Annotated in this window: 17 protein-coding genes and 1 riboswitch; of the genes, 6 read left to right on the top strand and 11 right to left on the bottom strand. The window is 76.6% G+C overall.

What is annotated here, in order from left to right:
• Positions 1 to 2: 2 nt before the first annotated feature.
• From KGD84_RS18345 to KGD84_RS18375, 7 genes are all read right to left on the bottom strand, one after another.
• Positions 3 to 980 carry a sugar ABC transporter substrate-binding protein gene (locus tag KGD84_RS18345; protein WP_220561648.1) on the bottom strand — a complete coding sequence of 326 codons (978 nt, stop codon included), beginning with the start codon at positions 978 to 980 and terminating at the stop codon, positions 3 to 5.
• 52 nt (positions 981 to 1,032) lie between these two features.
• On the bottom strand, positions 1,033 to 1,968 hold the full coding sequence (locus KGD84_RS18350; RefSeq protein ID WP_220561649.1) for a TIM barrel protein: 936 nt from the start codon (positions 1,966 to 1,968) through the stop codon (positions 1,033 to 1,035).
• Positions 1,969 to 1,997: 29 nt separating this feature from the next.
• Positions 1,998 to 3,884, bottom strand: a complete 1,887-nt coding sequence (iolD, locus tag KGD84_RS18355; protein ID WP_220561650.1) for a 3D-(3,5/4)-trihydroxycyclohexane-1,2-dione acylhydrolase (decyclizing) — start codon at positions 3,882 to 3,884, stop codon at positions 1,998 to 2,000.
• Positions 3,881 to 4,780, bottom strand: a complete 900-nt coding sequence (gene iolB, locus KGD84_RS18360; RefSeq protein ID WP_220561651.1) for a 5-deoxy-glucuronate isomerase — start codon at positions 4,778 to 4,780, stop codon at positions 3,881 to 3,883. Before iolB ends, iolD begins: the two co-directional genes overlap by 4 nt.
• Entirely contained in the window at positions 4,777 to 5,652 is an 876-nt protein-coding gene (locus KGD84_RS18365) for a Cgl0159 family (beta/alpha)8-fold protein (RefSeq protein ID WP_220561652.1), read from the bottom strand. The genes iolB and KGD84_RS18365 overlap by 4 nt, the downstream gene beginning before the upstream one ends.
• A complete protein-coding gene (iolC, locus tag KGD84_RS18370) occupies positions 5,649 to 6,614 on the bottom strand; it encodes a 5-dehydro-2-deoxygluconokinase (RefSeq protein WP_220565830.1) in 966 nt (321 codons plus the stop codon). Before iolC ends, KGD84_RS18365 begins: the two co-directional genes overlap by 4 nt.
• Before the next feature lie 109 nt (positions 6,615 to 6,723).
• Positions 6,724 to 7,728, bottom strand: coding sequence for a Gfo/Idh/MocA family protein (locus KGD84_RS18375; protein ID WP_220561653.1), 1,005 nt, complete (start codon positions 7,726 to 7,728; stop codon positions 6,724 to 6,726).
• Positions 7,729 to 7,868: 140 nt separating this feature from the next.
• On the opposite strand from KGD84_RS18375, the gene KGD84_RS18380 reads away from it, so the two are divergent.
• Both KGD84_RS18380 and KGD84_RS18385 read left to right on the top strand, forming a co-directional pair.
• A complete protein-coding gene (locus KGD84_RS18380; protein ID WP_220561654.1) occupies positions 7,869 to 8,609 on the top strand; it encodes a GntR family transcriptional regulator in 741 nt (246 codons plus the stop codon).
• 79 nt (positions 8,610 to 8,688) lie between these two features.
• Positions 8,689 to 9,354, top strand: a complete 666-nt coding sequence (locus KGD84_RS18385; RefSeq protein WP_220561655.1) for a DUF1345 domain-containing protein — start codon at positions 8,689 to 8,691, stop codon at positions 9,352 to 9,354.
• Positions 9,355 to 9,387: 33 nt separating this feature from the next.
• On the opposite strand, the gene KGD84_RS18390 is transcribed toward KGD84_RS18385, so the two are convergent.
• On the bottom strand, positions 9,388 to 10,326 hold the full coding sequence (locus tag KGD84_RS18390; protein ID WP_220561656.1) for an alpha/beta hydrolase: 939 nt from the start codon (positions 10,324 to 10,326) through the stop codon (positions 9,388 to 9,390).
• Between the two features lie 179 nt (positions 10,327 to 10,505).
• On the opposite strand from KGD84_RS18390, the gene KGD84_RS18395 reads away from it, so the two are divergent.
• Complete coding sequence (locus KGD84_RS18395; protein WP_220561657.1) at positions 10,506 to 11,429, top strand: aminoglycoside phosphotransferase family protein; 924 nt, start codon at positions 10,506 to 10,508, stop codon at positions 11,427 to 11,429.
• A 19-nt stretch (positions 11,430 to 11,448) separates the two neighbouring features.
• On the opposite strand, the gene KGD84_RS18400 is transcribed toward KGD84_RS18395, so the two are convergent.
• Complete coding sequence (locus tag KGD84_RS18400) at positions 11,449 to 12,795, bottom strand: CoA transferase (RefSeq protein ID WP_220561658.1); 1,347 nt, start codon at positions 12,793 to 12,795, stop codon at positions 11,449 to 11,451.
• Between the two features lie 119 nt (positions 12,796 to 12,914).
• A riboswitch (Fluoride riboswitch) is annotated at positions 12,915 to 12,986 on the top strand.
• 39 nt (positions 12,987 to 13,025) lie between these two features.
• Here KGD84_RS18400 and KGD84_RS18405 point away from each other — a divergent pair.
• The 3 genes from KGD84_RS18405 (at position 13,026) to KGD84_RS18415 (ending at position 14,199) form a co-directional block, all read left to right on the top strand.
• Positions 13,026 to 13,493 (top strand): fluoride efflux transporter FluC, encoded by a 468-nt coding sequence (locus KGD84_RS18405; protein ID WP_220561659.1) that lies wholly within the window; start codon positions 13,026 to 13,028, stop codon positions 13,491 to 13,493.
• Positions 13,493 to 13,867: a fluoride efflux transporter FluC gene (locus KGD84_RS18410; protein ID WP_220561660.1), complete on the top strand. Its 375-nt coding sequence runs from the start codon at positions 13,493 to 13,495 to the stop codon at positions 13,865 to 13,867. Before KGD84_RS18405 ends, KGD84_RS18410 begins: the two co-directional genes overlap by 1 nt.
• A 77-nt stretch (positions 13,868 to 13,944) precedes the next feature.
• Positions 13,945 to 14,199, top strand: coding sequence for a glutaredoxin family protein (locus KGD84_RS18415; protein ID WP_220561661.1), 255 nt, complete (start codon positions 13,945 to 13,947; stop codon positions 14,197 to 14,199).
• A 50-nt stretch (positions 14,200 to 14,249) separates the two neighbouring features.
• Here the strand turns inward: KGD84_RS18415 and KGD84_RS18420 are convergent, their stop codons facing one another.
• Both KGD84_RS18420 and KGD84_RS18425 read right to left on the bottom strand, forming a co-directional pair.
• On the bottom strand, positions 14,250 to 15,473 hold the full coding sequence (locus tag KGD84_RS18420; RefSeq protein WP_220561662.1) for a MalY/PatB family protein: 1,224 nt from the start codon (positions 15,471 to 15,473) through the stop codon (positions 14,250 to 14,252).
• Between the two features lie 73 nt (positions 15,474 to 15,546).
• Positions 15,547 to 16,680, bottom strand: a complete 1,134-nt coding sequence (locus KGD84_RS18425) for a peptidase C39 family protein (protein ID WP_220561663.1) — start codon at positions 16,678 to 16,680, stop codon at positions 15,547 to 15,549.
• Positions 16,681 to 16,697: the final 17 nt, after the last annotated feature.

Raw genomic sequence — 16,697 nt, forward strand, 5'->3', positions numbered from 1 at the left:
GGCTACCGGGTCCCCCTCTCCGCGTACTCGGCGACCTGCTCGATGTTGGTCCCGTCGATGAACGCCGGGCCGGTCAGGACGGCCTCGCCGCCGCCGAGGGTGTTGCCGTTGGTGTTGAACAGCCACAGGGAGTCGACCGCCAGATAGCCCTGGAGGTAGGGCTGCTGGTCGACGGCCCAGGCGACGTCGCCGGCGCGGACCAGTTCGACGAGTTCGGCGCTGGTGTCGAAGGTGGCCACGGTGGCCTGGGACCCCGCGTCGGCGACGGCGTCCACGGCGGTGACGGCGATGGGCGCGCCCAGGGCCGCCACGTGGTCGACGTCGGCGGACTCCTCCAGGCGGGAGGAGACGGTGGAGCGCACCTCGGGCATGTTGGCGCTGTCGACGTACAGGACCTCGGACTCGCCGTCGAAGGTCTCGGCCAGTCCCTCGCAGCGCGCCTCCAGGGAGACGTTGCCCTGCTCGTGGATGACGCAGACGGCGTTCCGGGCCCCCTCCTCGTTGAGGCGCTCGCCGTAGGCCTCCCCGGCCAGGCGCTCGTCGGTGCCGAAGTACTGCTGGACGCCCATGTCCTGCCACTGGTCCATGCCGGCGTTGAGGGCGACCACGGGGATGCCCGCCTCGGTGGCGGCGGTGACGGCGTCCCGCATGGCGTCGGGCGAGGGCAGGGTGACGGCGATGCCGTCGACGCCGCGGTCGACGGCGTTCTGCACGAGGTTGGCCTGCTCGGAGGCCTCGGGGTCGGCGGTGTACTCCAGGTTCACGCCGCTCTTCTCGGCCGCGGCCTCGGCGCCGGTGCGGACGATGTCCCAGAAGGTGTCGCCCTGGACCTGGTGGGTGATCATCGCGATGGTCAGCTCGGGGGCCGGGGCGCCGTCTCCGGCGGGTTCCCCGCGTCCCCCCTCGGAGCTGCACGCGGTGGCGGCCAGCAGTGTCGCGGCGGCCAGGGCCAGTGAGGTGCGGGGTTTCGGGCGTTGCATGGGTCGTGGGCCCTCTCGGTCGGGGGACGGTTCGGTGGTGCGGCGGGCCGGGTCAGGGCCTCCTCTGGCGGCGGGCGCCCAGGCCGCAGGAGTTGAGGTAGCGGCGGGTGCGCTCGGCGATGGGCGCGGGCACGTCGGGCTCGCACGGGTACAGGTCCTGTTCGACGATGACGAACAGGCGGGCGTCGACCTCGCGGAGCGCTTCGATGACGGCGGCGGGGGCGGGCTCCCCGGCGGGCGGTTCCACGCACACCCCCAGTTCGACGGCCTCGCCGAAGGACAGGCCCTCGGCGTGGACGCGGCGCAGGACCGCCGGGTCCATCTGCTTGATGTGGACGTAGCCGACGCGTTCGGCGTAGCGGTGGATCAGGTCCACGGCGTCGCCGCCACCGTAGGCCACGTGCCCGGTGTCCAGGCACAGCGACACCAGGTCGGAGTCGGTGGCGTCGAGGAAGCGCTCGATCTCGGGCTGGGTGAGCACGTGGGTGTCGGCGTGGGGGTGCAGGCACAGCCGCACGCCGTAGTCGCCCAGGAGCATGCGGCCCAACTCGTCGGCGGTGGCGGTGAGCTCGGCCCACTGGCGGGCGTCCAGGTGGGGCGGTTCGGTGTAGGCGCCGGTCTTCTCGTCGCGGAACATGGGCGGGATCAGCACGAGGTGGCGGGCGCCCACGGCGGCGGTGAGCCCGGCGACGGCGCGCACCACGGCCACGGTGTCCTCGCGGGCGCGGGGGTCGTGGAGGTTGCCGAACGCGGTGCCGCCGCTGACCTTCAGCCCCCGGCGGCCCACCTCGTCGGCGAGCCGGTCGGGGTCGGTGGGCAGGTAGCCGTAGGGGCCCAGTTCGAGCCATTCGTAGCCGGTGGCGGCGAGCTCGTCGAGGAAGCGGTCCCAGGGGACCTGGCGTTCGTCGTCGGGGAACCACACCCCCCAGGAGTCGGGGGCCGATCCCAGGATCAGCCGGTCCTGGGCGGGGCCGGTGGCCTCTGTCATCCGTTCGGTCCCTTTCTGAAGGCGATGGGCTACAGGTGGTGGCGGCGGGCGGTGCGGGCGCGCTCGTAGGCCTCGCGGGCCCGGCGCGTGGTGTCGAGCTCGGAGGTCTGGGCGACGGGCACGTCCCACCAGGCGCCGGAGTCGGGCCCGGGGGCGCGGGGGTCGGTGCGCACCTCGATGACGGTGACCCCCGTACCGTCGCGGGCGCCGCGCAGGGCGTCGCGCAGGTCGTCCAGGGTGCGGGCGCGGACCGCGCGGGCGCCCAGGGAGGCGGCGTTGGCGGCCAGGTCGATCGGCAGCGGCGGTCCGTCGTCGCGCCCGGTGACGGGGTCGCGGCGGCGGTGGGCGGTGCCCAGGCGCTGGGAGCCGACCGACTCCGACAGCCCGCCGATGGAGGCGAAGCCGCGGTTGTCCACGACGACGACGGTGACCTTGAGGTCCTCGGCGACCATGGTGGCGATCTCCTGGGCCATCATCAGGTAGGAGCCGTCGCCGACCAGGACGACGACCTCCCGGTCGGGGGCGGCCATGCGCACCCCCAGCCCGGCGGCGACCTCGTAGCCCATGCAGGAGTAGGCGTACTCGACGTGGTAGGCCTTGGGGTCGCGGGCCCGCCAGAGCGCCTGGAGGTCGCCGGGCATGCTCCCGGCGGCGTTGACCACCACGTCGCGGTCGTCGAGGACGTCGTTGAGCACGCCCAGGACGGCGGTCTGGGCGAGCAGGCCGTCGGCCGCCGGGGCGCGGTGCAGGCGGTCGACCTCGGCGGCCCAGTCCGCCGCCAGCTCCCGGGCGCGGCGTTCGTGCGCGGCGGGGACGCGGTACCCGTCCAGGGCGGCGCGCAGGGCGGCCAGGGCCTCGCGGGCGTCGGCGACCACGGTGTGGGCGCCGAGCTTGACCGCGTCCGCGCGGGCGATGTTGACGTTGACCAGCCGCACGCCGGGGTCGCCGAACACGCTGCGGCTGGCGGTGGTGAAGTCGCTGTAGCGGGTGCCCACCCCGACGACCACGTCGGCGTCGGCGGCCAGGGCGTTCGCGGCGGCGGTCCCGGTGGCGCCCAGCCCACCGACCGAGCACGGGTGGTCCCAGGGCAGGGCCCCCTTGCCGGCGTGGGTGTCGGCGACGGGGATGCCGGTGGCCTCGGCCAGCGCCCGCAGCTCGGCCGCCGCCCCGGAGTAGACCACCCCGCCCCCGGCGACCAGCAGCGGGCGCCGCGCGGCGCGGACCGCGGCGGCGGCTCGTTCCAGGGCGGCGGTGTCGGGGCGGGGCCGGTCCACGTGCCAGACGCGGTCGCGGAAGAACGCCTCGGGCCAGTCGTGGGCCTCGGCCTGCACGTCCTGGGGCAGGCACAGGGTGACGGCGCCGGTCTCGGCGGGGTCGGTGAGCACCCGCATCGCGGCCAGGGCCGCGGGGACCAGCTGTTCGGGCCGGGTGACGCGGTCCCAGTACTTGGAGACCGGGCGCAGGGCGTCGTTGACGGTGGCGTCCCCCGCCCGGGTGTCCTCCAGCTGCTGGAGCGCCGGGTCCACCGCGCGGGTGGCGAACATGTCCGAGGGCAGTAGCAGGACCGGGAGCCGGTTGGTGGTGGCCAGGGCGGCCCCGGTGACCATGTTGGTGGAGCCGGGCCCGGTGGAGGCGGTGCAGGCGAAGGCCGACAGCCGGTCGCTCGCCTTGGCGTAGGCGGTGGCCGCGTGCACCATGGCCTGCTCGTTGCGGGCCGGGTGGTAGGGCAGGTCGGCCTCGCCGGTGACGGCGGCCTGGAGCAGGGCCTGGCCCAGCCCGGCGACGTTGCCGTGGCCGAAGACGCCCCACACCCCGGCGATGAGGCGGCGGCGCCCGCCGTCGCGTTCGGTGTACTGGGCGGCCAGGAACCGGACCAGTGCCTGGGCGGTGGTCAGGCGCACGGTGTCCCCGCTCATCGGCCCTCCCCCGGCCCCTGGGCGGTGCACAGCGGCAGCCGCGGGTCCGTCGGCAGACCGGCCCAGGTGTCGCGGACCCAGCCGTGGGCGGGGTCGTCGGTGATGTGCCAGGCGCGCTCGTCGCCCGGCCCGGCCATGACGTTCAGGTAGTACAGGTCGTAGCCCGGGGCGGCCATGGAGGGCCCGTGCCAGCCGTGCGGGATGAGGACGACGTCCTCGGAGCGCACCTCGGCGAGCAGGTCGGCGGGCCGGTCGTGGTCGCCGTAGACCCGCTGGTAGCCCATGCCGGGGCCGCGGGGGCCGCGGGCGACCTCGAAGTAGTAGATCTCCTCCAGCTCGCACTCGGTGCCGGTGGCCTCGTCGTGCTTGTGCGGCGGGTAGGAGGACCAGTTGGCGGCCGGGGTGAGGACCTCGCAGCAGATGAGCCGGTCGGCCTCGAAGCTCTCGGGGGTGCACAGGTTGTTGACCTGGCGGGAGGCCTGACCTGCGCCGCGCAGCTCCACCGGGACCTTCTCGGCGGGCCCGTAGCGGGCGGGCAGGCGCCGCTCGCAGCGGGCCGAGGGCAGGGCGAAGCGGCCGCCCCCGGCGGAGGCGACGGTCGCGTGGGCGTCCCGGGGTAGGTAGGCGAAGTCGCTGACCCGCGAGAACACGTCCCTGCGGCCGGTCAGCCCGAACACCTCCCCCTCCCCGGTGGTGACGGTGCAGCCGCCGTCCAGGGGCAGGACCAGGGTCTCGGCCCCGCCGGTGGCGATGCGCGCGCTCGCGCCCGGGGCCAGGTGCAGCACCCGCAGCCCGGAGTAGGTCCATCCGGCGGCCTCGGGGGTGACGACCGTGCGGAAGGGCGGCGCCGCGGTGCTGAGCGCCGGGAGGTGGTGGCGGTGTTCGGTGGATGTCACAGGAGCCCCACTGCGGTGTCGACTGCGGCCTCGACGTCGTCGTCGGCCGGGTACAGGAGTGAACGGCCCACCGTCAGTCCGATGACGGTGGGCAGGGTCAGGGCCTCGGCCCAGCGCTCGTAGGCGGCCTCGGGGTCGGCGGCGGCCTCGCCGCCCAGCAGGACCACGGGCAGGGTGCTGGCGGCGGCGACGCGCTCCATCCCGTCCACCACCGGCAGCTTGAGCCAGGTGCGGGCGGAGGAGTCGCCCAGCCCCGAGGCGATCGCGGCGGCGCGGGCCACCGCCTCGGTGGACAGGTCGTTGCGCAGCACGCCGCCGCTGCGCCGGGAGACGAAGGGTTCGACCATCGCCACCAGGCGGGCGGCGTTGAGCAGGCTCACCGCCCGGCCGCAGTGCTCCAGGACGGGTGCGGTGCGGCCGTCGGCGTAGTCCAGGCGCAGCAGCATCTTGCCGCCCTGGAGTCCGGCGCGGACCAGGCCGTCGGGGGTGTAGCCGGTGAAGCGGTCGTCGACCTCCCAGTCGGCCCCGGCCAGGCCGCCCCGGTTCATGGAGCCGAACACGGACTTGCCGTTCAGGGCGCCGAGCAGCAGCAGGTCCTCGACGAGGTCGGCGGTGGCCAGCACCCCGGTCACCCCGGGCCGGGCCAGGGCGGTGCACAGCCGGTCGAGCAGGTCGACGCGGTCGGCCATGGCGAGCGGGCGGCCCCCGGTGGCCAGGGCGCCGCGGGCCGGGTGGTCGGCGGCGATGATGAGGACCCGCCCGGTGGGCCCGACCGGGGAGGCGGGCCGGGCCCGGTCGGCGGCGGCCCGGGCGATGGCGTCGGGGCGGTGGACCCGGGTGGCGACCAGGTCGCGGTAGCGGTCGGCGATCACGGTGCCTCCCCCGCCGGTCCGCGGTCGGCGGGCGGGGGCTCCCGCCCGGGCTCCCCCAGCAGGTGTCGGACCTCGGCGGTGGTGGGCATGGCGTCGGCGCAGGACAGCCGGGAGGCGACGATGGCCCCGGCGGCGTTGGCGAACCGGGCGGTCTCGGCGACGCCCCAGCCGGCGAGCAGCCCGTGGGACAGGGCGCCGCCGAAGGCGTCCCCGGCGCCCAGGCCGTTGACCACATCCACGGGGACCGGGGGTTCGCGGTGGACGGCCGCGGCGGTCGCGATCAGGACCCCCTCGGGGCCCTGTTTGACCACGGCGGTCTCCAGGCCCAGGTCCAGGCCGCGCCGGGCCGCCTCGTCGGCGTCGCGGGTGCCCACGGCGACCTCCCACTCGTCGAGGTTGCCGCAGGCGGCGGTGACCAGGGGCAGGGCCCTGGCGGCCTGGGCGCGGGCGTCCTCGCGGGAGTCCCAGAACATCGGCCGGTGGTCCAGGTCCAGGACGGTGTGGCCGCGGCGGCCGCGGACGCGCAGGGCCTCCAGGGTGGCGGTGCGGGAGGGCTCCCGGCACAGGCCGGTGCCGGTGACCCAGAACAGGCCGGCCCCGGCGATGGCGCCTTCGTCCAGTTCGTCGGCGCCGATGAGCAGGTCGGGGGCGGGGTCGCGGCCGTAGAAGTACAGCGGGAAGTCGTCGGGCGGGAAGACCTCGCACAGGGTGACGGGGGTGGCGGTGCCCGGGACGGCGCGCACGTGCCGGTCGTCCACCCCGAACCCGGCCAGGGCCCGGCGCACGAACCGGCCCAGCGGGTCGTCGCCCACCCGGGTGAGGACGGCGGCCGAGCGGCCGTGCCGGGCGGCGGCCACGGCGACGTTGGTGGGGCTCCCTCCCAGGTACTTGCCGAAGGAGGTGACCTCGTCCAGGCCCACTCCGACCTGGTCGGGGTAGATGTCGACGCCGACCCGGCCCATGGTGAGGACCTCGGCGGGGGCGGACGGTCCGGCGGGGCGGGGCCCGGTCGCGGGTCCGTCGGGGGCGGTGGTCACGCGGTCTCCTCCCTCTCTGCTCGCCGGCGCCGGTTCAGGGCCGGACCTCGTCCACCCGGACCGGCCGGTGCTCGCGCCTGGACAGGTCGGCGGCGTCGGCGACGAGTACGGCCTCCAGCGCGTCGGCGACCGTGCACGGGCTGGGCGTGCCGTCGCGGACCATGGCGATGAACGCGGCGATCTCCGCCTCGTAGGCGGGGGTGAACCGGGACCAGAACTCCTCCCAGGGGTCGCCCGCGGGGAACGCGGTGCCGGGTTCGGCCGAGCGCAGGGGGACCCGGTCGTCGAGTCCGACGGCCAGGGTGGCGTGTGTTCCGGCCAGTTCCATGCGCACGTCGTACCCCGCGCCGTTGTACCTCGACCCCTGGAGGGTGGCCAGGGTCCCGTCGGACAGCCGCAGCACGGCGGCGGAGGTGTCGACGTCGCCGTGTTCGGCGAAGTAGTCGGCGCCCCGGCCGGCCCCGTAGGCGAAGACCTCCTCGACCTCCCGGCCGGTGACCCAGCGCAGGATGTCGAAGTCGTGGACGTGGCAGTCGCGGAACAGGCCCCCGGACCCGGCGACGTAGGCGGCGGGCGGCGGGGCCATGTCGCAGGTGGTGGCGTGGACCCGGTGCAGCTCGCCCAGCTCGCCGTCGCGCAGGGCCCTGTGGGCGCGCCGGTACCCGGCGTCGAAGCGGCGCATGAAACCGATGTGCACCCGGGCCCGGGCGCGTTCGACCTCGGTGAGCACGTGCACGGTCTCGGCGACGGTGGGGGCGACGGGTTTCTCGCAGAAGACGGGGATCCCGGCGGCGGCCCCGGCGAGGATGAGGCCGGGGTGGGCGTCGGTGGCGGCGGTGACCACGAGGGCGTCGACCGCCCCGGGGGCGAGGAGGTCCTCGACCCGCTCGGCCGCCCGGGCGCCGGTGCGCTCGGCGGCCGCGCGGGCGCGGGCGGGGTCGAGGTCGGCGACGAGCAGGTCGCCGACCTCGGGTCGGGCCGCCAGGGCGGCGGCGTGCGAGAGTCCGATGCGTCCGGTTCCGATGAGGCCAATGCGCATGGAGCGCCCTTTCGAGAACGGGGGGGTGTGTGCGTCACGTCACACCGGCGCCCCCATCGTCACGCCGACCCTCCCCGGTGTCAAGAGTTTGTCTAGACATATGGACATCATGATCTCCGGTCAATCTGTACACTGGCACCGTGACCCAGACGCCCCTGTCGATCCCGTTGGACCGCGCCAGCCCGATCCCCCTCTACTTCCAGGTGGCCCGGGAGATCGAGCGCCGCATCCTGGACGGCGAGCTGGCGGCGGGCACCCGCCTGGAGAACGAGGTGGTGCTGGCCGACCGGCTCGGCCTGTCCCGGCCGACCCTGCGCCGCGCCATCGGGTACCTGGTCGACCGGGGCCTGCTGGTGCGCAGGCGCGGGGTGGGCACCCAGGTGGTACGGCCCCGGGTGCGCCGCCCGGTGGAGCTGTCCAGCCTCTACGACGACCTCACCCGCGCCGGGGAGGAGCCGCGCACCGAGGTGCTGCGGCTGGTCGTGGAGGAGCCGCCCCCGGCCGTGGCGGCCGTCCTGGAACTGCCCGAGGGGGGCCGGGCGTACACGATCGAGCGGCTGCGCCGCATCGGCGACGGGCCGCTGGCGCTGATGCGCAACCACGTGCCCGCGGACCTGGTCCGCCTGGACGAGGACGCCCTGCGCGACCACGGGCTGTACCAGCTGCTGCGGGCGGCGGGGGTGCGGCTCAAGGTCGCCTCCCAGAGCATCGGGGCGCGCGTCGCCACCGCCGCCGAGGCGCGGGTGCTGGAGGAGCGGCGCGGGGCGCCGCTGCTCACCATGGACCGCACCGTCTACGACGACGTGGGCCGGGTGGTGGAGCACGGCTCCCACCTGTACCGGGCCTCGCGGTACTCCTTCGAGCTGACCCTCACCGGCTGACCCTCCGGGCAGCGGCGCCGGGGGCCGTGCCCGGCGTGTCCGCTCCCCTTCCGCGGGGCGGCCCGGGAAGGTGGCGGACATGACCACCACCGCCGCCCGGACCGGGTTCGCCGGACTCGCCCTGACCCGGCTGGCCGAACTGTTCATCCTGCTGCTCGGCCTGTTCCTGATCTTCGGCGGGGACCCGGAGGAGGACCTCGGCTTCCTGTTCCTGTGGGACGCGGCCGTCCTGCTCTACCTCGCCGTCGGCATCTGGAGCGTCCGCCGCCGCGCGCTGGGGGCACCGGGGGCCGCCGGCGGCGTTCCCCGGCCGCGCCGCCGGTGGGAGCGCGTCCTGCGGCCCAAGCGGTTCATCCTGGTCTTCCCGGTGCTGGCGGGCTTCGCCGGGCTCAGCGCCGCCCTGCTGGTACTGGACTTCAGCGGCGACGACGTCCTGGGCACGGCGATCGCGGCCTTCGGCGCCCTCACCATGGTCCTGGGCTGGATCCTGCTGCACTCGGGGTACGCGCGCTCCTACCGCGCCCGGAACGAGGACGAACGCGGCCTGGAGTTCCCCTGCACGGAGCACCCGACCATGCCCGACTACCTGTACTTCTCCTTCGTCATGGGGTCGACGTTCGCGGTGTCCGACGTGGCGGTGGTCAGCACCCGGATGCGCTGGCACGTGATGCTCCACGGCATCCTCGCGTTCTTCTACAACGCGGTCGTGCTGGCCACCGCCATCGGCGTGGTCACCGGGGGCTGACCCCGTCCGGCACGCCGCGGCGCCGGGGGGCCCTCAGGCGTCGGGGAAGAGCGCGGCGCGCAGGGCGTCGGTCTGCGCGCGGCGGAAGCCCCTGACCACCCCCGTGTCCGCGAAGGGGACCTCGAACCCGTGGAAGGCGCCGGGCACGATGCTCAGCGCGCACGGCACCCCGGCCTCCTCCAGGCGGCGGGCGTAGGCCACGTCCTCGTCGTGGAACAGGTCGTTGGTGCCCACCCCGATCCACGCCGGGGGCAGCCCCGACAGGTCCTCCCGGCGCGCGGGGGCGGCGTAGGGCGACACCCCCTCCGAGCCCGGCGGGCGGCCCAGCAGGGCGCTCCAGGCGTAGCGGTTGGCCGAGGGCGACCACAGGTACATGTTCGCCGTGTCGATATCGGTGCGCAGCGCCGTGCGGTCGTCGAGCATCGGGTACACGAGTAGCTGGAACACCGGCCGCGGCCCGCCCCGGTCGTGGCACAGCAGCGCCAGCGCGGCGGCCAGGCCGCCCCCGGCGCTGGCCCCGCCGACGGCGATGCGCCCGGGGTCGATGCCCAGCTCACCGGCGGAGGCGGCCATCCACTCCAGCGCGGCGTGGACGTCCTCCAGGCCGGCCGGGGCCGGGTGGCGCGGCGCCAGGCGGTAGCGGACGGCGACCACGGTGATGCCCAGCTCGCGGGCGAACCCGACACTGCCCCGCTCGTCCTGCGCGGGGTGGCCGATCAGGTGCCCGCCGCCGTGGACCCACAGCAGCGCGGGGGTGGTGGACGGGGCGGACCGGGGCCGGTAGACCCACACCTCGACCGGCGGCGCCCCGGCGGGGCCGGGCACCGTGCGGTGCCGCACGGTCATGTCCGCGGGCACGCGGCCGGGCCGCATCCGGGACGTGAACCAGCGCATGACCCCGCTGGTGCCCCTGGTGACCGGGGGCACGGGGAGGTAGCGGATACGGCGCAGCTCGGGGTGCAGCGGGGGCATGGACGACTCCTCGGTGTTCTATGGCGGTAAGTTATCCACCGCCTCCGACACCGCCGTCCCCCCGGCCCTCGGCAGGCCCTACAGTGTTGACCATGCGTTGACCCCGGCCCGGGCGCATCCGGGCACCGCCCCGCTCCTTCGCGACCCCTGGAACATCCACCGCGAAGGAGATCTCACCCGTGCCCTTTTCCCTGCACATCGACGTCCCCGAGGCGCTGGTCGCCTCGCACGGCTCCAGCCCGCGGGGCCGCGCCTGGCTCGCCGCGCTGCCCGCCCTGGTCCGCGACCTCGTGGACCGCTGGTCGCTGCGCCCCGACGGCCCCGCCCGCAACGGCATGGCGGGCCTGGTCCTGCCGGTGGTGCGCCCCGACGGCACACCGGCCGTGCTCAAGGCCCAGCCCGTCACCGAGGAGAGCGCGGGCACGGCCCTGGGCCTGCGCACCTGGAACGGCGACGGCGCGGTCCGCCTGCTGGACCACGACCCGGCCACCGGCGGCCTGCTGCTGGAACGGCTGGACGCCGCCCGCCCGCTGTCGGCGGTGCCCGACGACACCGAGGCCCTGGGAATCCTCGCCGACCTGCTGGCCCGGCTGACCGCCGTGCCCGCCCCGGCGGGGCTGCGCACCCTCGCCGACGTGGCGTCCGCCATGGTGGCGCAGGCCCCCGGAGCCGTTCCGGAGCTGCGCCGCGAGGAGGACCGCGCCCTGGTGCGCGCCTGCGCCGCCGCGGTCGCCGAGCTCCTGGACTCCCCCGGCGACCGGTTGCTGCACTGGGACCTGCACTACGACAACGTGCTGGCCGCCGACCGCGAGCCGTGGCTGGCCATCGACCCCGAGCCGCTGGCCGGGGACCCCGGGTTCGACCTGCTCCCGGCCCTGACCAACCGGTGGGAGGAGGTCCGGGCCCGCGGCGACGTGCCGCGGGCGGTGCTGCGCCGGTTCGACCTGCTCGCCGAGCGGCTGGGGCTGGACCGGTCGCGCGCCGCGGGGTGGACGCTGGGGCGGGTGCTCCAGGACGCGCTGTGGCAGGTGGAGGACGGCGACGACGTCCTGGAGCCGGAGGGGGCCGCCGTCGCCGGGGCCCTGCTGGAGCACCGGTACTGAGCCGCCGGCGCCGGGGCGGTCAGAGCCAGGCCGGGGCGTCCGAGCCCCACCGGGTGGGCGGGGTCGCCCAGTCGGTGGGCGCCCCGGCGTAGCCGATCGGCGGGCGGGCGTAGCGCAGCCCGCCGTACGGGGAGTCCGCGGTGGTCAGCCACCGTTCGGGGTCGTGGGCGCCCCCGGCGGCGGGCACGGGGTCGATACCGTGCAGCAGCAGCCCGGCGGTCCCGGCCAGGGACAGGCGCAGGTCGCGTCCGAGGCCGTCGGCGGCCCGGTCGGTGAGGGCGCGCAGGACGGCGGCGGCCAGCAGGTACCCGGTCCCGTGGTCCAGGGCCTGGGCGGGCAGCGCGCCGGGGGCGCCGTCCTCCCCGGCCTCCGCGGCGGCGATGCCGACCCCGGCCTGCACCAGGCTGTCGAACCCGCGGCGCCCGGAGCGGGAGCCGGACCAGCCCCAGGCGCACAGGGCCGCGGTGATCATCCCGGGGCGCCGCTCGGCCAGGTCCTCGGGCGACAGCCCGTACCGGTCCAGGACCCCGGGGCGGTAGCCGGTGACCACCACGTCCGCCGAGGCCAGCAGGCCCTCGAACACCTCCCGGTCCGCGGGCTCGGCCAGGTCCAGCAGGGTGGAGCGCTTGCCGGGCGCGGTGTCGATGTGGGTGTCGCGGTCCTCGGGCAGGCGGGGGGTGTCCACCCGCAGCACGTCGGCGCCGAGCAGGGCCAGGGTGCGGGTGGCGACCGGTCCGGCGATCACCCGGGTCAGGTCCAGCACCCGCACCCCGGCGGCCGGCAGGTCCGCGGGGCCCAGGGGGCGGTCGGCCGGACCCCACATGGGGCGCTCCTCCACGACGGGAGGGCGGGTGGGGTCGGGGTGGTCGGCCACGGCCACCGCCAGTCCCCCGGCGGCGTACACCTCCTCCTGCACCTGCCGGGCCCGCCGCCCGGCCAGCACCCGGCCCAGTGCCTCGGCGTCGGTGTCCCCGGACAGCTCCAGGGCGGCCAGCAGTCGCTCGCGGTGGTGGGGGTAGTTGGCGTGGGTGCGCACCCAGCCGTCGGCGGTGCGCCAGAACCCGGACAGGGGCGCGAACGGCACCATCGGGCGCCCGTCCACCCGCAGGTGGCGCTCGCTGACGAAGGCGGTGGCCACCGAGCCCTCGTCCACCTCCACCGGCCGCACCGGGGCGCCGCCGCGGGCGGCCAGCAGCTCGGCGGCGGCCAGCGAGCACACCCCGACGGTGGCGCGGGCCAGTTCCCGCACCGGCAGCCGGGCGGGGAGCACCGCCCCGGCACCCCGGTAGGACACCCCCTCCGCCAGGCCGGGCGGGCCGCCCAGCGCGGACCAGAGCACGGACGTGGTGACGTCGGTTCCACCCATAGGGGCATTGTGCCCAACCCGGCGGCCCTCCCCCGCCCCGGGTCCCGCATGCCGGGTGTCCGCCCTCGGCCGCCCTCCGCACGGCCCGGCTCCGCCCCGGCCCCCACCGGCCGGGATAGACTCGCGGCGGCGATGGATCCCGCCGGGGCGCCCGCCCGAACCGCCGGTCGGCTGATGGTTCCTGCACCGTTTCCACGGGGCGGGTCCGGCCCGCCCGGAAGGGTTCGGCGATGACACGCACACCGGCGCGGCCCGCGGCCGCGGGGACCGCCCCCGGGCCCCGCACGCACATCCTCGGCACTGCACTGCTGGTCGCGGCCGGGTCCGCGGTCGGCACGCTCGCGCGCGCGGGCATCGGCGCGGCCCTGCCCGCCGGGGCGGGCCAGTGGCCGTGGGCGACCTTCGGCGTCAACATCCTGGGGAGCCTGCTGCTGGGCGCGCTCCTGGAGGCGCTCTCCCGCTCGGGCGGGGACACCGGGTGGCGCAGGCGGGTCCGCCTGGGCGCGGGCACCGGCGTGCTCGGGGGGTTCACCACCTACAGCACGTACGTGATCGAGGTCGGCCGGCTCGCGGGCACCGGCCACCCGTCCGTCGCCGCGGCCTACGCGGTGGCGAGCGTCGCCGCCGGGGTCGCCGCGGCCGGGGTCGGCGTCGCGGGGGCGGCAGCGGTCGCGCGCCGCGCGGGGCGGGGGCGGTGATGGTCCTGCTGCTGATGACCGCGCTGGCCGGCGGGGCGGGGGGCGCCTGCCGGTTCCTGGTCGACACCGCGCTGACCCGGGGCGGCCGGACCCGGCTGCCGGTGGGCACGCTCACCGTGAACGTCTCCGCCTGCCTGCTGCTGGGCCTGCTCACCGGCTACGCCCTCGCCCACGGATACGCCGGCGGCCTCCCCGAGGTCGCCGGGGTGGGGTTCCTGGGCGGCTACTCGACGTTCGGCACGGCCTCGGTCGAGGCGGTCCGGCTGCTGCGCGCGGGCTCCCGGGGCGTCGCGCTCGTGTACGCCTGGGGGATGCTCCTGCTCGGCCTGCTCGCCTCCGCGCTGGGGCTGCTCGTGGGCGGCCTCCTCCCCTGACCGGGCGGCACGTCCCGTTCGTGGCCGTGTGTCCGCATAGGGGACACTGGGGCGGTGACCACCCAGAGGGAGGACGGATGAACGAGGCGGCGATCCGCGTCTACGGGGCCGACTGGTGCCGGGACTGCCGGCGCACGAAGAAGCAGCTCACCGACCTGGCGGTGCCCTTCGAGTACATCGACGTCGAGCACGACCCGGCCGCGACCGAGCGGGCGCGGGAGATCTCGGGGAGGACGAACATCCCGGTGGTCGTCTACCCCGACGGGACCCACCACGTCGAACCGGACAACGCGCAGGTCGAGGCGAAGCTCCGCGAGCTGTCGGTGATCTGAGCCGGACGCGGCGCCGCACCCGCGCGGCGCCGCCCCGGCCCGGGGCCGTCTCAGCCGGCGGCCCGCACCGCCTCCCCCATGCGCCGCACCGCCTCCGTGAGGACCGCCGCGGACGTGGCGAAGTTCAGGCGCACCCGGCCCGCGCCGCCGGAGCCGAAGGTGTGGCCGGAGCTGAGCGCCACCCGCGCCCGGTCCAGGAAGACGCGCGCCGGGCCCGCCAGGTCGGTGACGACCCCGGGGCCGTCCGTGTCGCGGGGGTCGTCGAACCCCAGCCCCCGGCAGTCCAGCCAGGCCAGGTAGGTGCCCTCCGGCGGGGTGTACCCGACACCGGGCAGGTGCTCGGCGAGCAGCCTCCCCAGCAGTTCGCGGTTGGCGGCCAGACCCGCCAGCAGGGCGTCGAGCCACGCGCCGCCCTCGTTCAGGGCGGCGGTGTGCGCCAGCGCGCCGAGGTGGCTGGGCCCGTGGCCGACCTCCTCGGGCATGCGGGCCAGGTCGTCCGCCGCACCGGGTCCGGCGAGCACGAGGCCCGCCTTGAGCCCGGCGAGGTTCCAGGCCTTGGAGGCCGAGGTGACGGCGAAGGCGTCCTCCGCGCCGTCGACGCTGAGGTAGGGGGTGAACCGCGCGCCGTCGAGCACCAGCGGGGCGTGGATCTCGTCGGCGACCACCCGGACGCCGTACTCCCGGGCGAGGGCGGCCACGGCCGCGAGCTCGTCCGCGGTGTGCACCGCGCCGGTCGGGTTGTGGGGGTTGCACAGCAGGTGGGCGGGGCGGCCGCCGCGGGCGCGGGCGGCGGCGTAGGCCTCCCCCAGCGCGTCGAGGTCGAGGCGGCCGTCCGCGCCGAGCGGCGCCGCGGCCACGCGCCGGTCGGCGTGGGTGACGAAGGCGTGGAACGGCGGGTACACGGGCGGGTTGACGACCACCGTGTCGCCCGGCCCGGTGACCAGGCGCAGGACCTCGACGATGCCGAGCATGACGTCGGGGACGAGGGCGGTGTGCTCCACGTCCGGGCCCTTCCAGCCCCAGCGGCGCTGCGCGAACCCCGCCAGCGCCTCGGCGTAGGCGCGTCCGCCGACGGGGTAGCCGGTGTCGCCGAGCTCCACCGCGCGGTGCAGCGCCCGGGCGACCGGCTCGGCCAGGGGCACGTCCATCTCGGCCACCCACAGGGGCAGCACGTCCTCCGGGTAGGTGCGCCACTTCATGCTCGTGCGCCGGCGCAGGTCCTCGACGGTCGGCTGCTCCAAGGGGTTGGGCACGTCCGCGGCCGTGTGTTCCATGCTCGCTCCCCGGGGTCGGTTCGTCCGCCCGGCGCGGTGCGGCCCGCACCGGCGGCCCTCTCGGTCTCCCCTTCTATCCGTTCCCGGCGGGCTCGGGCAACCCCCGCCCCCACCGTTCCCCCGGTTCCCCCGCCGCGGCGGGGCGCCCGATGTACACGGCGCCGCGGCGGCGGTCCCCCTCGACCCCCCACATCGCGTCGAGCGAGGCGTCGGGCACGGGCAGCAGGTGCGCGTCGACCCAGGTGTCGCCGGTGGCGGCGTTGGTCCAGGGGTCCTCGACGACCAGGGCCCCCGGCACCGCGCCGTGGCAGAGCAGCCAGTGCGGCACGTCGAACCCCTGCATCCGCGCGAGCGAGACCAGCAGCAGGACGTGCTCCCCCCGGGCGAGCGCGTCCCGGAGGTCGGCCGGGGCGGGCCGGCGGGGCTCGACCGGGACCCCGGCCCGGGCCGCGTCCGCCCGCGACTCGGCCTGGAGGACGGCGCGCCACTCCCGTTCCCCGTCGGGGTAGGAGTCCAGGAGCACGGGCAGCTCCGTGTCGAGGCCGACCGTGACGGGCGAGGACGGCCACGCGCGGCGCACGGCGACGCCCAGGCCGACGGGCTCGCAGGCGGGGAAGTTGGTCGCGCCGCGCCACAGGGCCAGCTCCGCCGGGCGGTCCAGGGCCCCGGGCCGCACCGCCCCGGCCTGCTCCTGAGCGACCAGGGCGACGACCGCCCCGCAGGTGAAGTCCGTGGTCTGCCGGTAGTAGGAGGGCTCCGCCGTCGCCGCGCCGAGCCAGCGCACGTGGCCGGTGCCGGGGTGCCCCCCGTCCCGCGCGGACCCGAGCGGCGCGCGCATCGGCGCGAAGCCCAGGGCCCGGGCCTGCCCGGCGTCGACCGTCCACCCCTCCCACTTGACCTGGACGAGGCCGCGGTCCCGCGCGTGGGCGAGGACGGCCTCCACCGCCGCGGGCACGTCGCCGACCGCGTCGACGATCTTGCCGTAGGCGGTCCCGGGGCGCGCCGTCACCAGCGCGGCACCGGCCCACTCCCCCTCCCGGGCCCCGGGGGCGGCCACGATGCGGGGCGCGTGGGACGAGCGGTCGACGGCCCCCCAGCGCTCCAGCACCGGGGCGGGCGCGATCCGCTCCAGGGGCGCGGGCGGGGCGGCCGGGTCGAACGGGACGGCGGTGCTGCGGGCGGACGCGTCGGCGGTGCCGGCGGGCATGGGGTACTCCTGGTGGT

It is taken from the genome of Nocardiopsis changdeensis (genome assembly GCF_018316655.1).
GTDB lineage: Bacteria > Actinomycetota > Actinomycetes > Streptosporangiales > Streptosporangiaceae > Nocardiopsis > Nocardiopsis changdeensis.

Excerpts from the sequence above, each read along its gene's own strand:
- iolC (WP_220565830.1), bottom strand. The coding sequence starts at position 6,614 with ATGGGCCGGGTCGGCGTCGACATCTACCCCGACCAGGTCGGAGTGGGC.
- KGD84_RS18410 (WP_220561660.1), top strand. The coding sequence starts at position 13,493 with ATGGTCCTGCTGCTGATGACCGCGCTGGCCGGCGGGGCGGGGGGCGCC.
- KGD84_RS18405 (WP_220561659.1), top strand. The coding sequence starts at position 13,026 with ATGACACGCACACCGGCGCGGCCCGCGGCCGCGGGGACCGCCCCCGGG.
- KGD84_RS18385 (WP_220561655.1), top strand. The coding sequence starts at position 8,689 with ATGACCACCACCGCCGCCCGGACCGGGTTCGCCGGACTCGCCCTGACC.
- KGD84_RS18400 (WP_220561658.1), bottom strand. The coding sequence starts at position 12,795 with ATGGGTGGAACCGACGTCACCACGTCCGTGCTCTGGTCCGCGCTGGGC.
- iolD (WP_220561650.1), bottom strand. The coding sequence starts at position 3,884 with ATGAGCGGGGACACCGTGCGCCTGACCACCGCCCAGGCACTGGTCCGG.
- KGD84_RS18420 (WP_220561662.1), bottom strand. The coding sequence starts at position 15,473 with ATGGAACACACGGCCGCGGACGTGCCCAACCCCTTGGAGCAGCCGACC.
- KGD84_RS18425 (WP_220561663.1), bottom strand. The coding sequence starts at position 16,680 with ATGCCCGCCGGCACCGCCGACGCGTCCGCCCGCAGCACCGCCGTCCCG.
- KGD84_RS18415 (WP_220561661.1), top strand. The coding sequence starts at position 13,945 with ATGAACGAGGCGGCGATCCGCGTCTACGGGGCCGACTGGTGCCGGGAC.
- KGD84_RS18350 (WP_220561649.1), bottom strand. The coding sequence starts at position 1,968 with ATGACAGAGGCCACCGGCCCCGCCCAGGACCGGCTGATCCTGGGATCG.
- KGD84_RS18390 (WP_220561656.1), bottom strand. The coding sequence starts at position 10,326 with ATGCCCCCGCTGCACCCCGAGCTGCGCCGTATCCGCTACCTCCCCGTG.
- KGD84_RS18375 (WP_220561653.1), bottom strand. The coding sequence starts at position 7,728 with ATGCGCATTGGCCTCATCGGAACCGGACGCATCGGACTCTCGCACGCC.
- KGD84_RS18345 (WP_220561648.1), bottom strand. The coding sequence starts at position 980 with ATGCAACGCCCGAAACCCCGCACCTCACTGGCCCTGGCCGCCGCGACA.